Raw genomic sequence first — 13,318 nt, 5'->3', positions numbered from 1 at the left:
CGCGACACGCTCGACTGCGACAGGCCCATCTCCTGGGCCATCGCCCGCGTCGACCAGTGCGTGGCGTTCTTCGGCGTGCTCTCCAGCGTCCGCTTACCACGGCGGCGACCTGCTCGTCGGTGACCGTTCCGGGCCCGCCGGAGCGCGGCATGTCGCCCAGGCCCGCGATCCGGTGCTCGACGAACCGCGCCCGCCACCGGCCCACCGCGTGCGGTGTCGAACCGAATCGGGCGGCGACATCCTTGTTCGACGCACCCGTCGCGCAGGCCAGGATGATCCGGCACCGCAGGGCCCACGCCTGCGGCGTGGAGCGGCGCCGCACCCACCCCTCCAGCGCAGCCCGCTCCTCATCCGACAGGATCAACTCGGCCTTCGGCCGCCCAGTACGCGCCACCCCACAACCCTACACATCTGAACAGAATTCCTGACTCAGAAGACTAGACCGCATCGGGCCGCTCGACGACGGACACCGCGGCCAACGCGGCGGAGACCGCGGCAGCCGCCCGCACGTCCAGCCGCGCACTCGTCCCGCGCGCCCGGTGCCCCAGCTCGTCCGCCGCGAGCCGCAGCAGCTGGGGCAGCAGGTCCGTGCAGCGCCGCACCACCCACGCGGTCCCCGCCGTGGCCAGCCACAGCAGGCTCGCCGACGTGGTGGGCGCCGGGAACTCCGGATCGGGCGAGGGCGCCCTGCCGGTGGCACGCTCCGCCTCCCGCAGCAGCGCGTGGAAGCGCACCGCCAGTTGGCGGTGCCCGCGCTCCCCCGGATGCAGCCGGTCCGCGCTCCACATCGCACGGTCCGTGATCCAGTCGGCCTCGGCCGCGTGCAGATGGACGGCCCCGTAGCGGTCGGAGAGCGCGTGGACCACCCGGTTGACCGCCCGCTGCCGCCGGGCCAGCGGGCGGGCCAGCGAGCCCGGGAGCCCGAGCATCGAGCCGGGGTCGGGCAGACAGGCCGTGAGCAGGGTCGCCCCCTGCCCGGTGAAGGCGGCGTAGACCGCGTCGAGCCGTTCGGCGACGGCGCGGATGTCGAACGTGCAGCGCAGGGTGTCGTTGACACCGATCACGACCGACGCGATGTCCGGCTTCAGTTCGAGACCGGCCGGTGTCTGGACCTCCAGCACCTCACGGGTCTGCGCGCCGCTCACCGCGAGGTTGGTGAACTCGACGCGGTGCGCGGCCAGCCCGTCGGCGAGCAGCGCAGCCCAGCCGCGCCACCCGTCCCCGACGGGATCGCCCACGCCCTCGGTCAGCGAATCCCCGAGGGAGACGAAACGCACCGGTCTCACGCCACGCTCCCGGGCAGGAAGGGACGCACCGGCACCGTCGCGTCGTGCGCGGCGAGGAAGGCGTCCACGGACGTGTTCCATCCGAAGCACTCCGCACGCGCGCGTGCGGCCCCGCGCCGGTCCCCCTCGGACAGGCCGAGCAGGATGTCGACGGCGTCGGCGAAGGCGTCCCCGTGGTCCGCCGCGACGGCTCCGGCCGACCCGATCACCTCGGGCAGCGCGGAGGACGTGCTCACCACCACGGGCGTGCCGCAGGCCATCGCCTCCAGGGCGGCCAGTCCGAACGTCTCGGCCGGACCGGGCGCCAGGCACACGTCGGCGGAGGCCTGGAGGGCGCCCAGCGCGGCGCGGTCGGAGACGTGCCCGAGGAAGGTGACCGGCAACCCGCGCTCCCGCGCGCGCTGTTCGAGCCGCGGGCGCAGCGGCCCGTCCCCGGCCACCACGAGCACCGCGCGCCTGCCCCGCCGCCGCAGCGCCTCCAGGGCGTCCAGCGCGGTGCCGGGCCGCTTCTCCACCGACAGCCGGGTGCAGGTGACGATCAGCGCCTCCTCCTCGCGCGCGTACCGTGCGCGAAGTCCCGGGTCGTGCAGCGCCGGGTGCCGCTCCACCAGGTCGACGCCCAAGGGGGCGCGGACGACATTGCGGGCGCCGATCCGCACGAACTCGCGCTCGGCGAACTCGGTGGTGCACACCACGCGCGCGTAGGTGTGCGCGGTGCGGACGTTGAGGGCGTCGGCGGCACGCCGGGCCGCCCCCTCCGGCACTCCCCAGGTCCGCAGCACGCCGTCGGCGGTCTCGTGGGAGACCATCACGGCGGGGACGCGGGCGCGCCGCGCCCACCTGCCGGTCCACCGGAGTGTCGTCCGGTCCGAGACCTCCAGCCGGTCGGGGGCCAGCTCCTCCAGAACCCGGGCCACGCGCCGCCTGTCGGTGAGCACCCGGTATCCGCCGGTGCCCGGCAGCAGCGGCCCGGGCAGGGTGATGACGCGCCCCTGCTCGGTGTCGCGGTCGTCGGCGCGCTCGCCGGGCACGATCAGCACGGGCTCGTGCCCGGCCGCCCGGAAGCCCTTGCCGAGTTCGCGCAGCGCGGTGCGCAGACCGCCGGACGCGGGGGTGACGAAGTTCGCCAGGCGCACGATCCGGAGCGAGTTCATGCCGCCACCGCCGTCTTCCTGCGCGCGGCCAGGACGTCCGCGTAGTGCCCGATGAGCTGATCGCCGACGGCCGCCCAGGTGCGGCCCTCGACGGTGGCACGCGCGGTGTCGCCGAAGGCGGCCCGCCGGGCCGGGTCGGTCACCAGGGACAGCACGGCGTCCCGTACGGCGTCGGCGTCGCGCGGCGGCACCAGCAGACCGGTGCGCCCCTGGACGACCAGGTCGAGCGGGCCGCCGACGGCGGGGGCCACCACGGGAACGCCGGCGGCCATGGCCTCCTGCACGGTCTGGCAGAAGGTCTCGAAGGGGCCGGTGTGCGCGAAGACGTCGAGGGAGGCGTAGATCCGGGCGAGTTCGTCGCCGGTGCGGCGGCCGAGGAAGACCGCGCCCGGCAGCGCCTCGCCGAGGGCCGGCCGGCTCGGGCCGTCGCCCACGACGACGACCTTCACGCCGTCGAGGCCGCAGACACCGGCCAGGAGCTCGATGTGCTTCTCGGGGGCGAGCCGGCCGACGTATCCGACGATCACCTCGCCGTTCGGGGCGAGCGCACGGCGCAGGGCCTCGTCGCGCAGGTCGGGGCGGAAGCGGTCGGCGTCCACGCCGCGCGGCCACAGCCTGACCCTGGGCACGTCGTGGGTCTCCAGGTCGCGCATCGACGCGCTGGAGGGGGCGAGCGTGAGGTCGGCGGCGGAGTGGACGGAGCGGATGCGCCGCCAGGCCGCGGCCTCGCCGGCGCCCATGTAGGTACGGGCGTAGCCGGCGAGGTCCGTCTGGTAGACGGCGACGGCCGGCACGCCGAGCCGGGCGGCGACCGCCATGCCGCGGACGCCGAGGACGAAGGGGCTGGCCAGGTGCACGACATCGGCCCGGTGCTCGGCGACGGCCGCGGCGAGGCGGCGGCTGGGCAGGGCGACACGGACCTGGGGATAGCCCGGGAGCGGAAGGGAGGGGACACGGACGACGGGGCACGGCGCCTGGGCGTCGGGCCCGGTACCGGCCCGGCCGACGAGAGCGGTGGCGGCCGGAGCGACGACGAGCGGGAGGTGACCGCGATCTACGAGGTGCCGGGCGGTCTGGAGCGCGCAGTGGGCCACGCCGTTCACGTCGGGGGGAAAGGATTCGGTCACGATGACGACACGCATACCCGTGTTCTCGCCGCACCGGACGTGGCCGCGTCAACGTGGATCTTTCCGGACGAGGAACGTCCCGTGAGCGTTCCTCCGCACGCCCGAGCAGGTCAGGCCGTGTCCATGACCGCCTGACCCGCGGGTCACCCGCTGTTCATCCGGCGGCCGTGCCGCCGACCGGACGATCGGTGCGGGGCCGGCTCACATCGCGGGCTCGTCGGGCGCGATGCGGCTGCGTACGGCTGTCTGCACCTCGGCCTCCTCGGCCGGGTCGGCGGCCAGCCTGCGGAGCTGCTCGACGACGCGGGCGTCACCGGTCTCGGCGTAGCGGGCGGCGACCTCCCGGGTGGTCTCCTCGCAGTCCCAGAGGCACTCGACGGCGAAGCCGGCCGGGAAGGAGGGATCGGTGGCGGCCAGGGCGCGGGCGGCCCGGCCGCGCAGATGGGACGAGGCCGTCTCGCGGTAGATGTGGCGCAGGACGGGGGCGGCGCAGACGATGCCGAGCCGTCCGGTGCCGTCGACGAGGGTCCACAGGGTCGGGGCGTCGGGCCCCTCGCCCCGTACGGCTTCGCGCAGTGCGGCGAGGACCAGGTCCCGGTCCTGGGCACCGCCGCGGCAGGAGAGCATGCGGCCGGCGGCGGCGCCCAGGGCGTCCGGCCGGCGGGCCCAGCCGCGGGCCCGTTCGACGGCGGCCACGCTCCGCATCCGTTCGAAGGCGTCCACGGCGGCCTCCACCACGAAGGGCGAGCCCGTCACGACGGCCGCCTCGATCAGATCGAGGGCGTCGGGATCATTGCTGTCGGCGAGGTAGCGCAGTGCGGTGCAGCGGGCTCCGTCGCTGCCGTCCTCGGCGGCCCGCACGATCTCGGGCCGGTCCTCGGGGCCGGCCACGGCCGTGAGACAGCGGGCGGCCGGGACGTGCAGCGCGGCCCCGCGCTCGACGCCCTGCTGAGCCCACTCGAACACGGCCTGCACGCTCCACCCCGGACGGGGCCCGGCGGGCCGCATCTGCCGCTGCCAGCGGTCGAAACAGCCGGTCTCCTGAGCGGCACGCACGCGCGTGGCGATCGATTCGCGCGGGTCCTCGGCCCACAGCCGCCACGGCCGGGGTTCGAAGGCGTCGCGCACGACGGCGGCCAGTTCGGCCTCGCCCTCGGCGTCGGTGGCGAAACGGGCCAGCACGGGCGCGGCCAGGGCGCGCAGCCCCGCGTCGTCGTCCCTGAGGGCCAGCTCGTCCAGGGCCCAGGCCCAGTTGGAGCCCGAGGCCGCGTACCTGCGCAGCAGCTCCAGCGCGTCCAGCCTGCCGTAGGAGGCGAGATGACCGAGCACCGCCAGGGCCAGGCCCGTGCGGGACTCCTCGGTGTCGAAGACGTCCTCGACGTCGAAGAGGTGCGCCTCGATCTCGTCCAGCTCGCCGTTCAGGTCGAGGTAGAGACGGGCGTAGTAGAGGGAGCGGTTCTCCACCTGCCAGTCGTGGCGGGGGTCGCGGAGCACACAGTGGTTCAGTGCAGCGAGCGCCTCGGCGCGCGGTGCGGTGAGTGCGTGCAGCGTGCCGTCGCCACGCCCCCTCTGCAGGAGGCCGAGCAGGGTTCCGCTGGGCGCTATGACCGGATCGAACATGGGAAACAGCCTCACATCAAGCGTCGACGCAACCGGGGAACACGCGTTACCTGGCCGCGTGACACAACGTCGGGGCGCCCGCCGTCTCTTGCTTGCTGTAGACCATCTTCCTCTGCCTCTCGTCAAGTGGCCCTCGCGGGCCGATCACGGTCCGCGCGGTGCGGCAACACCTGCCCAGCCATCGCGTCCGTGAATCACGACGTCATGATGACCCGGCACTTCGGCCTGCCGCGACCGAAATTTCGGCGGCCCTGTACCGCCTCCCCCGTTTCTAGTGTTTTCGCTGGTCGGAACAGACGGATCAGTGTGCGCCGAACAAGTCGAGCAGTTCCGCCTTGTCGAACATCCGTGCCGTGTCGACGGCCGACGGAGTACCCGCGGCCGGATCGGCACCGCCCTCCAGGAGGGCTTCGATCACTTCCGTCTCACCCTTGAAGACGGCCCCGGCGAGCGGGGTCTGCCCCCGGTCGTTGATCCGGTCGCCCTCGGCGCCGCGGCCGAGCAGCGCCCGCACCGCGTCGGCGTGTCCGTGGTACGCCGCGAGCATCACGAGCGAGTCCCCGCGGTCGTTGGTGAGGTTGGCCGGAACGCCCGCGTCCACGTACGCCACGAGCTCCTCGGTCCGTCCCTGCCTGGCCAGATCGAAGATCTTGGTCGCCAGCTCCACGACCTCGGGGTCGAGGGCTTCACTCATCGGCAGGACCGCCTTCCGTGCAACCGTTCAGGTGAATCGCCAGGGTACTGGCTCCGGTGGCACATGAGCCGCTTCACAAGAGGTAAGGATCAGCACAGAAGCGACCGGATGCACGAAATCACCTCGGCCCGTGCAGGACGGCGCGGCCATTCGAGTTAAAAACCCCGAATTTCACCCAATTGCACCTTTTGTAGTATGGATACATGCTGTGATCCTGGAAGTACTCATGGTGACTGTCCCCGTGAACCAGGAGAACTGAAATGATCTTGTCCATCTCCGGCGTGGTCCTGCTCGGCATCATCGTCTTCCTCTTCTTCCGCAAGGACGGGCTGAAGGCGTCGCACGCGCTGGTCTCGGCCCTGTTCGGCTTCTATCTCGCGAGTACGGCCATCGCCCCGAGCATCAAGGCCGGCGGCGAGAGCCTCGCGAGCCTCCTCGGCGGCATCAAGTTCTGACGCCGCCCGTCCCACCCGTACGCACCCACAGGAGACATCAGTGGCCCGGCGCCCCCTTCCTCGCATCCTGAGCACAGGCAGCGCGCAGATCGCCCGGGGCCGGGAACTGGCCCGGACCGCGGCCGACAGCGCCACCGACGTCCTCCACCCGCTGATCTCGATCACCCGTGGTCTGCGCCGGCTGGCAGCCGCCGGCCGGCGCAAGTGGGCCGACACGCCCCAGGACCGGCGCGGGCCGCTGCTGTTCCTGGCGGCCTCGGTGGTCCTGGTCGTGGCACTGATGCCGTACGGCCCGCTGCTCGCCGTCATCACCCTGATGGCGGCGGCAGCCTGGCAGGGCAGGGAGCAGCGCCGGCCGGCGGAGACCGACGGGCCCGACGAGTCCCAGTCCCAGCGCCTGCGGTCGCTCTACGAGGCGCTGGTCCCGTACTTCTCGCTCGCCGGCGACCCCTCCCCCCTGTACGCCCACGGCGGCGAGTGGGAGAAGGCGTTCCCCGCGTACGAGTTCGACGGGTCCGGCCGCATCACCCACCTCGTGATCCGCTACCCGGCGTACTTCACCGACGGCGAGATCGACTCCCGCACCCGCATCGAGCAGCTGCTGCACGCCAAGTCGGGCCGCGGCCGCGAATACCACTTCGCGTGGGACGAGGAAAGCAACCGGCTCACCGTCACGGTCCTTCCCCCGCTGCCCACCGACATCGCCGCCCAGCGATTCGTCACGGCGCCGGGCGAGACGGTCCTCGGCTTCACCGACCCCACCCAGGTCCGGCGCACGCTCCCGCTCACCCACGGCGAGGAGCGGCGCGACGTGCCACCGGTCGTCTGGCGCACCGGCGTCCGCTCCACCGAGCCGCATCTGCTGGTCATGGGCCAGCCGGGCAGCGGCACCACGTCCCTGCTGCGCTGCATCGCCCTCCAGGCGGTGCAGCACGGCGACGTGGTGATCATCGAGGGCGGCACCGGCGAGTACGCGTGCCTGACCGGCCGGGAGGGCGTACTGGCCGTCGAGTGCGGTCTGGCCGGGGCGCTCGCGACCCTGGAGTGGGCCGCCCACGAGACGGAGCGACGGCTCATCGCCGCCAACCGCGCCCGCCAGGCCGGCCACCCGCCGCCGGAGGACACCAGGCGCCCCCTGTGGATCCTCCTGGACCGGCCGAGCGCCTTCGCCCACCTCGCCGCCGCGGACGGCCGCACCGACCCGCAGTCCCTGCTCCAGGGACCGCTCCGGCACGGCCGCGCGGCGAACGTGACGGTCGTGGTGGCCGACCAGTTCGACAACGCGGAGGCGCTGAGCGACGCCGTACGGCAGCACACCCGCGCGCGTGTCGTCCTCGGCCCCGCCACGGCCGAGCAGCTGGCGGGCGTCCTCGGCGCCCTGCCGGTCACGACGCCGGCCGTCGACGTCCCGCCGGGCCGCGGCTACGCCCGCCTGGGCGCGGGCATGGTGCACCGGCTGCAGGTCCCCTCGACCCCGGACCCGTACGACGAGGAGACGAGCGACGCGGACCGCGAGGCGGTCCTGGCACTGCTTCCGCCGCGCACCACGCCGGCCGATGCGCGGCCCGCCGAGGGCGAGCCCGCCGACGCCGACGCGGCCGAGCCCTTCGGCGCGGACCCGCACGGGGCGCGCCCCGTCGTGCTGGAGAAGGAGCCGGTCACCACGGAGCGGGCACCCGTGGACATGACCAAGCAACCCGCCGGTCAGGACGGGGCCGAGGCCGAGCCGGTGTCCGCGAAAGCCGTACCGGCGGAGGCACCGTAGGGCTCCCGCCCGCCCGCTCCGCCCGGCTCCGGCCCGCTCAGCCCGGCTCCGGCCCGCTACGCCACGAACGTCCGCGGCGTCTCCCCGCCCCCCGTCGCCCCGCTCTCGACCAGCCGTGCCGCCGCGGCCAGCCGCACCGCCGCCTCCTCGGCGACCGCGCCTCCCACGGTGAACGGCAGCCGTACGTACCCCTCGAACGCACCGTCGACCCCGAACCGCGGCCCCGAGGGCACCCGCACTCCGACCCGCTCCCCCATCTCGGCGAGCCGCGAGCCGGACAGGCCACCGGTCCTTACCCACAGGGTCAGCCCGCCCCTGGGCACCTCGAACTCCCAGTCGGGCAGCTCGCGGCGCACCGCGGTGATCAGCGCGTCCCGGTTCTCCCGGGCCTGACCGCGCCGCACCTCGACGGCCTGCTCCCAGCCGCCCGTGCTGAACAGCCAGTTCACCGCGAGCTGTTCCAGTACGGGGGTGCCCAGATCGGCGTAGGCGCGCGCGGCGACCAGGCTGCGGATCACGTCGGGGGCCGCGCGCACCCAGCCGATGCGCATCCCCGCCCAGAAGGCCTTGCTGGCCGACCCGACGGTGATGACGCTGGAGCCGGCCGGGTCGAAGGCGCAGACGGGCCGCGGCATCGCCCCCTCCTGCAGGTCCTCGTCCAGCCACAGTTCGCTCATCGTCTCGTCGGCGATCAGCACCGTTCCGGCGGAGCGGGCCGCCTCCACCAGCTGCCGCCGCTGGCCGTCGCCGGCGAGCGCGCCGGTCGGGTTGTGGAAGTCGGCGACGATGTACGCGATCCGGGGCGCGGCGTCCCGCAGGACCTGCCGCCACCGGTCCAGGTCCCAGCCGGTCAGCCCCTCGGCCATCGCCACGGGCACCAGCCGAGCGCCCGCCTCCCGCATGAGCTGCAGGATGTTGGCGTAGGACGGCGACTCCACGGCGACGCGCTCGCCGCGGCCCGCGAAGAGGTGGCAGATCGCGTCGATGGCACCCATGGCGCCCGTGGTCACCATGATCTGCTCGGGCATCGTGGGGATCCCGCGCGCGGTGTACCGGTCGGCGATCATCGCGCGCAGCGCGGGGAGCCCGGCCGGATAGTCGCCGTGCGTGTGGGCGTACGGCGGCAGTTCCTCCAGGGCGCCCTGGACGGCGCGGGTCAGCCACGGCTCCGGCGCGGGCAGGGCGGCGCAGCCCAGGTCGATCATGGAGCCCAGGGCCTCGGGCGGCAGCGGCTCCAGGCCGCGCGCGGGCAGCGGGTTCCCGGCCGGCACGGCGGTCCAGCTGCCGGCGCCGCGCCGGGACTCCAGGAAGCCCTCGGTGCGCAGCGCCTCGTAGGCCGCCGCCACCGTCGTACGGCTGACGGACAGGGCCAGGGCCAGCTCGCGTTCGGCGGGCAGGCGCGCGGCCACCGGGACGCGGCCCTCCAGCACCAGCAGCCGGATGCCGTCGGCGAGCGCGCGGTAGGCGGGCGGGCGGCGTGTGCCGGGCCCCGCCGGGCGGTCCTGCTGGGAGTTGAGCAGTCTGGCCAGCTGCGCCGCGCCCATCGCCGAGGTCCACTGCGCCATGGAAATCAGTCCACCTTCCCCGAATTGGCCCTGGATGACACTTCCACCCAAGCCACAGGGTGACATGAGTCAGGCCACTGCCACCACTGGGGGGTATCTCTTGTCCACGAAGGGCCGTCACGGGCGGCGGCTGATCCAGCTGTACACCGGCCTGGTGCTGTACGGGGCGAGCTCCGCGCTGCTGGTCGAGGCGGGCCTGGGCCTGGAGCCCTGGAACGTCCTGCACCAGGGCCTCGCCGAACTCACCGGCCTCACCATCGGCGTCGTGTCGATCGTCGTGGGCGCGGCGGTGCTGCTCCTGTGGATCCCGCTGCGCCAGCGACCGGGGCTCGGCACGGTCTCCAACGTCTTCGTGGTCGGCCTCGCCATGGACGGCACGCTCGCCCTCGTTCCGGACGCGCACTCCCTGGCCGTACGGATTCCGCTCCTGCTGGCCGGCGTCCTGCTCAACGGCGCGGCCACCGGGCTCTACATCTCCGCCCGGTTCGGGCCGGGCCCGCGGGACGGGCTGATGACCGGACTGCACCGGCGTACCGGCCGTTCCATCCGTCTGATGCGGACGGCGGTCGAGGTGGCGGTGGTCGCCACCGGCTTCGCCCTCGGCGGCACCGTCGGCATCGGCACGGTCCTGTACGCGGTGTCGATCGGCCCGCTCGCCCAGCTCTTCCTGCGGGTGTTCGACGTCCCGTCGGCATCCGGCGGCAGCACGGTCGTTGCCGCGGGGCAACCGCAAGGGGCGATACTGCGTCCGTGACCTCGCGGATACGCCACCCCTATCTCGACCATCCCGGACCGATCGCCTTCGCCCATCGGGGCGGGGCCGCGGACGGCCTGGAGAACACGGCACTGCAGTTCGGGCGGGCGGTGGAGGCGGGCTACCGCTACATCGAGACCGACGTGCACACCACGGCGGACGGCAAGCTGGTCGCCTTCCACGACGCGACCCTGGACCGGGTGACCGACGGCGCGGGCCGCATAGCGGACCTGCCGTGGAAGACCGTGAGCCAGGCGCGCGTGGCGGGCAGGGAACCGGTGCCGCTGTTCGAGGAGCTGCTGGAGACCTTCCCCGGGGTGCGCTGGAACGTCGACCTCAAGGCGGAGTCCTCGCTGCACCCCTTCCTGGACCTGATCGAGCGCACGCGTGCGTGGGACCGGGTGTGCGTGGGCTCGTTCTCCGAGGCGCGGGTGGTGCGCGCCCAGCGGCTGGCGGGCCCGCGCCTTGCCACGTCGTACGGCACGCGTGGCGTGCTCAACCTGCGGCTTCGCTCCTGGGGCGTCCCGGCCGCGCTGCGCGCCACCGCGGTCGCCGCCCAGGTGCCCGAGGCGCAGTCCGGCATCCAGGTCGTCGACCACCGGTTCGTGCGCACGGCCCACGCGCGCGGGCTCCAGGTGCACGTGTGGACCGTCAACGAACCCGACGGCATGCACCGGCTCCTGGATCTGGGCGTTGATGGCATCATGACCGATCACATCGGAACGTTGCGCAAGGTCATGGAAGAACGCGGCGTCTGGGCCTGAGCGCCCGGCACGCCTCCCCGATCCTTCGCACCGCACGTCATCGGGGAAGCGAGGGCACGGGTGAGCGCGGACACCGTGCGGACGGACGTCCTGGACCGGCAGCGGGAACAGCGCGGCTGGTACTTCTACGACTGGGCCTGCTCCGTCTACTCGACGAGCGTGCTCACCGTGTTCCTGGGCCCCTACCTGACGTCGGTGGCCAAGTCCGCGGCGGACGCGGACGGGTACGTCCACCCGCTGGGCGTCCCGGTGCGCGCCGGCTCCTTCTTCGCGTACTCGGTCTCGCTGTCGGTGATCGTGGCCGTGCTGGTGATGCCCATGGTGGGCGCGGCCGCCGACCGGACCGGCCGCAAGAAGCCGCTGCTCGGCATCACCGCCTACGTGGGCGCCGCGGCCACCACGGGCATGTTCTTCCTGGACGGCGACCGCTATCTGCTCGGCGGCCTGCTGCTGATCGTCGCGAACGCGGCCCAGTCCGTCGGGATGATGCTCTACAACTCCTACCTGCCCCAGATCGCCCCGCCCGAGGAGCGTGACGCCGTCTCCTCCCGGGGCTGGGCCTTCGGGTACGCGGCGGGCTCGCTGGTCCTGATCGCCAACCTGGTGCTGTACCTGGCGCACGGCTCCTTCGGCGTCTCCGAGACCACGGCCGTCCGCATCTGCCTGGCCACCGCCGGCCTGTGGTGGGGGGCCTTCACCCTCGTCCCGCTGCGGCGGCTGCGGGACCGCGCCTCGACCGGGCCGAAGCAGGCCACCGCTCCCGGGGTGCGCCAACTGGCGGCCACCGTACGGGACATGCGCCGCCATCCGCTCACCCTCGCCTTCCTGGTGGCGTACCTCGTCTACAACGACGGCATCCAGACGGTGATCTCCCAGGCCTCGGTCTACGGCTCGGAGGAGCTGGGGCTCGGGCAGTCGACCCTCATCGGAGCCGTCCTGCTGGTGCAGGTGCTGGCGGTCGCGGGTGCCCTGGGGATGGGCCGGCTGGCCCGGACGTACGGTGCCCAGCGGACGATCCTCGGTTCACTGGTGGCCTGGACCGTGACCCTCGCGGCCGGGTACTTCCTGCCGCCCGGGGCGCCGGTGTGGTTCTTCGTCCTGGCGTCCGGGATCGGTCTCGTGCTCGGCGGCAGCCAGGCCCTGTCCCGCTCCCTGTTCTCGCATCTGGTCCCGCCCGGCAAGGAGGCCGAGTACTTCTCGGCGTACGAGATGAGCGACCGGGGCATGAGCTGGCTCGGCCCCCTGCTGTTCGGGATCACCTACCAGCTGACCGGAAGTTATCGTGACGCGATCATCTCGCTCGTCGCCTTCTTCGTCATCGGATTCGCCCTGCTCGCACGGGTACCCGTACGCCGGGCGATCTCCGAGGCGGGCAATCCGGTCCCGGACACGATTTAGCGCTCATGGCGAAAGGGCTGTAGTGTACGCGTTTGGCCTGCCAGGCGTACCGTTACTGCGCGTCAAAGATGCCGAAACGCTGGGTGACATCTGCTACCAGATGTGACAAACCGGGCGCCGGTGGGTACGACATTGGTCAGCAAGGCTGCGGCTACGACGGCGACGCATGACCCGGAACGGGACACGGGACGGGAATCTTTACCGCCGACCGGACGTTGACCGGATGACGACGACAGCGACACCTGTCCTGTGGGCGACAAGCCCGGGAGGCACGATTCATGAGTGAGCGAGCTCTTCGCGGCACGCGCCTCGTGGTGACCAGCTACGAGACGGACCGCGGTATCGACCTGGCCCCGCGCCAGGCCGTGGAGTACGCATGTGAGAAGGGGCACCGCTTCGAGATGCCCTTCTCGGTCGAGGCGGAGATCCCGCCGGAGTGGGAGTGCAAGGTCTGCGGAGCCCAGGCACTCCTCGTCGACGGCGACGGCCCTGAGGAAAAGAAGGCCAAGCCCGCGCGTACGCATTGGGACATGCTGATGGAGCGGCGCACCCGCGAGGAACTCGAAGAGGTCCTCGAGGAGCGCCTGGCCGTTCTCCGTTCGGGCGCGATGAACATCGCGGTCCACCCGAGGGACAGCCGCAAGTCGGCTTAGTTCCCGCCGGGGCCGAGCGGCGGACCGACGCACGCAAGCGACTGCGGGCGTCCACGTGGATTCACGTGGACGCCCGCAGTCGT

Annotated in this window: 13 protein-coding genes; 6 read left to right on the top strand and 7 right to left on the bottom strand. The window is 73.0% G+C overall.

The window, feature by feature from the left end; translation table 11 throughout:
* The 6 genes from ACIRPX_RS33300 to ACIRPX_RS33275 form a co-directional block, all read right to left on the bottom strand.
* A partial coding sequence (locus ACIRPX_RS33300) for a helix-turn-helix domain-containing protein (protein ID WP_404202236.1) occupies positions 1-322 on the bottom strand: 322 nt, incomplete at its 3' end.
* 115 nt (positions 323-437) lie between these two features.
* The gene (locus ACIRPX_RS33295) at positions 438-1,286 is read right to left on the bottom strand and encodes an SGNH/GDSL hydrolase family protein (protein WP_404202223.1); all 849 of its coding nucleotides are present in this window, start codon (positions 1,284-1,286) and stop codon (positions 438-440) included.
* Positions 1,283-2,440: a glycosyltransferase gene (locus ACIRPX_RS33290; protein WP_404202221.1), complete on the bottom strand. Its 1,158-nt coding sequence runs from the start codon at positions 2,438-2,440 to the stop codon at positions 1,283-1,285. The genes ACIRPX_RS33295 and ACIRPX_RS33290 overlap by 4 nt, the downstream gene beginning before the upstream one ends.
* Complete coding sequence (locus ACIRPX_RS33285; RefSeq protein ID WP_404202219.1) at positions 2,437-3,582, bottom strand: glycosyltransferase family 4 protein; 1,146 nt, start codon at positions 3,580-3,582, stop codon at positions 2,437-2,439. Before ACIRPX_RS33285 ends, ACIRPX_RS33290 begins: the two co-directional genes overlap by 4 nt.
* A gap of 186 nt (positions 3,583-3,768) precedes the next feature.
* On the bottom strand, positions 3,769-5,187 hold the full coding sequence (locus ACIRPX_RS33280) for a HEAT repeat domain-containing protein (RefSeq protein WP_404202217.1): 1,419 nt from the start codon (positions 5,185-5,187) through the stop codon (positions 3,769-3,771).
* Positions 5,188-5,488: 301 nt separating this feature from the next.
* Positions 5,489-5,881: an ankyrin repeat domain-containing protein gene (locus ACIRPX_RS33275; protein ID WP_404202215.1), complete on the bottom strand. Its 393-nt coding sequence runs from the start codon at positions 5,879-5,881 to the stop codon at positions 5,489-5,491.
* 260 nt (positions 5,882-6,141) lie between these two features.
* Here ACIRPX_RS33275 and ACIRPX_RS33270 point away from each other — a divergent pair, with 260 nt between their 5' ends.
* Positions 6,142-6,336 carry a hypothetical protein gene (locus tag ACIRPX_RS33270; RefSeq protein ID WP_016434155.1) on the top strand — a complete coding sequence of 65 codons (195 nt, stop codon included), beginning with the start codon at positions 6,142-6,144 and terminating at the stop codon, positions 6,334-6,336.
* 40 nt (positions 6,337-6,376) lie between these two features.
* Positions 6,377-8,101, top strand: a complete 1,725-nt coding sequence (locus tag ACIRPX_RS33265; protein WP_404202213.1) for a hypothetical protein — start codon at positions 6,377-6,379, stop codon at positions 8,099-8,101.
* Between the two features lie 56 nt (positions 8,102-8,157).
* Here the strand turns inward: ACIRPX_RS33265 and ACIRPX_RS33260 are convergent, their stop codons facing one another.
* On the bottom strand, positions 8,158-9,666 hold the full coding sequence (locus ACIRPX_RS33260; RefSeq protein ID WP_404202211.1) for a PLP-dependent aminotransferase family protein: 1,509 nt from the start codon (positions 9,664-9,666) through the stop codon (positions 8,158-8,160).
* A 64-nt stretch (positions 9,667-9,730) separates the two neighbouring features.
* Between ACIRPX_RS33260 and ACIRPX_RS33255 the strand changes: the two genes are divergently transcribed.
* From ACIRPX_RS33255 to ACIRPX_RS33240, 4 genes are all read left to right on the top strand, one after another.
* Positions 9,731-10,420: a YitT family protein gene (locus ACIRPX_RS33255; protein WP_404202209.1), complete on the top strand. Its 690-nt coding sequence runs from the start codon at positions 9,731-9,733 to the stop codon at positions 10,418-10,420.
* A complete protein-coding gene (locus ACIRPX_RS33250) occupies positions 10,417-11,184 on the top strand; it encodes a glycerophosphodiester phosphodiesterase (RefSeq protein WP_404202207.1) in 768 nt (255 codons plus the stop codon). Before ACIRPX_RS33255 ends, ACIRPX_RS33250 begins: the two co-directional genes overlap by 4 nt.
* Before the next feature lie 60 nt (positions 11,185-11,244).
* Complete coding sequence (locus ACIRPX_RS33245) at positions 11,245-12,582, top strand: MFS transporter (RefSeq protein WP_404202206.1); 1,338 nt, start codon at positions 11,245-11,247, stop codon at positions 12,580-12,582.
* Between the two features lie 278 nt (positions 12,583-12,860).
* On the top strand, positions 12,861-13,235 hold the full coding sequence (locus ACIRPX_RS33240) for an RNA polymerase-binding protein RbpA (protein ID WP_003977404.1): 375 nt from the start codon (positions 12,861-12,863) through the stop codon (positions 13,233-13,235).
* Positions 13,236-13,318: the final 83 nt, after the last annotated feature.

The sequence above is a fragment of the Streptomyces sp. NPDC101225 genome (genome assembly GCF_044767585.1).
Classification (GTDB): domain Bacteria; phylum Actinomycetota; class Actinomycetes; order Streptomycetales; family Streptomycetaceae; genus Streptomyces.
The sequence above is the reverse complement of the archived record's forward strand: the minus strand, read 5'-3'. Positions and strand labels throughout refer to the sequence as shown.

What these genes read in the sequence shown, in the direction of transcription:
- ACIRPX_RS33270 (WP_016434155.1), top strand. Translation starts at nt 6,142, where the DNA reads ATGATCTTGTCCATCTCCGGCGTGGTCCTGCTCGGCATCATCGTCTTC.
- ACIRPX_RS33275 (WP_404202215.1), bottom strand. Translation starts at nt 5,881, where the DNA reads ATGAGTGAAGCCCTCGACCCCGAGGTCGTGGAGCTGGCGACCAAGATC.
- ACIRPX_RS33255 (WP_404202209.1), top strand. Translation starts at nt 9,731, where the DNA reads ATGAGTCAGGCCACTGCCACCACTGGGGGGTATCTCTTGTCCACGAAG.
- ACIRPX_RS33260 (WP_404202211.1), bottom strand. Translation starts at nt 9,666, where the DNA reads ATGGCGCAGTGGACCTCGGCGATGGGCGCGGCGCAGCTGGCCAGACTG.
- ACIRPX_RS33240 (WP_003977404.1), top strand. Translation starts at nt 12,861, where the DNA reads ATGAGTGAGCGAGCTCTTCGCGGCACGCGCCTCGTGGTGACCAGCTAC.
- ACIRPX_RS33290 (WP_404202221.1), bottom strand. Translation starts at nt 2,440, where the DNA reads ATGAACTCGCTCCGGATCGTGCGCCTGGCGAACTTCGTCACCCCCGCG.
- ACIRPX_RS33285 (WP_404202219.1), bottom strand. Translation starts at nt 3,582, where the DNA reads ATGCGTGTCGTCATCGTGACCGAATCCTTTCCCCCCGACGTGAACGGC.
- ACIRPX_RS33280 (WP_404202217.1), bottom strand. Translation starts at nt 5,187, where the DNA reads ATGTTCGATCCGGTCATAGCGCCCAGCGGAACCCTGCTCGGCCTCCTG.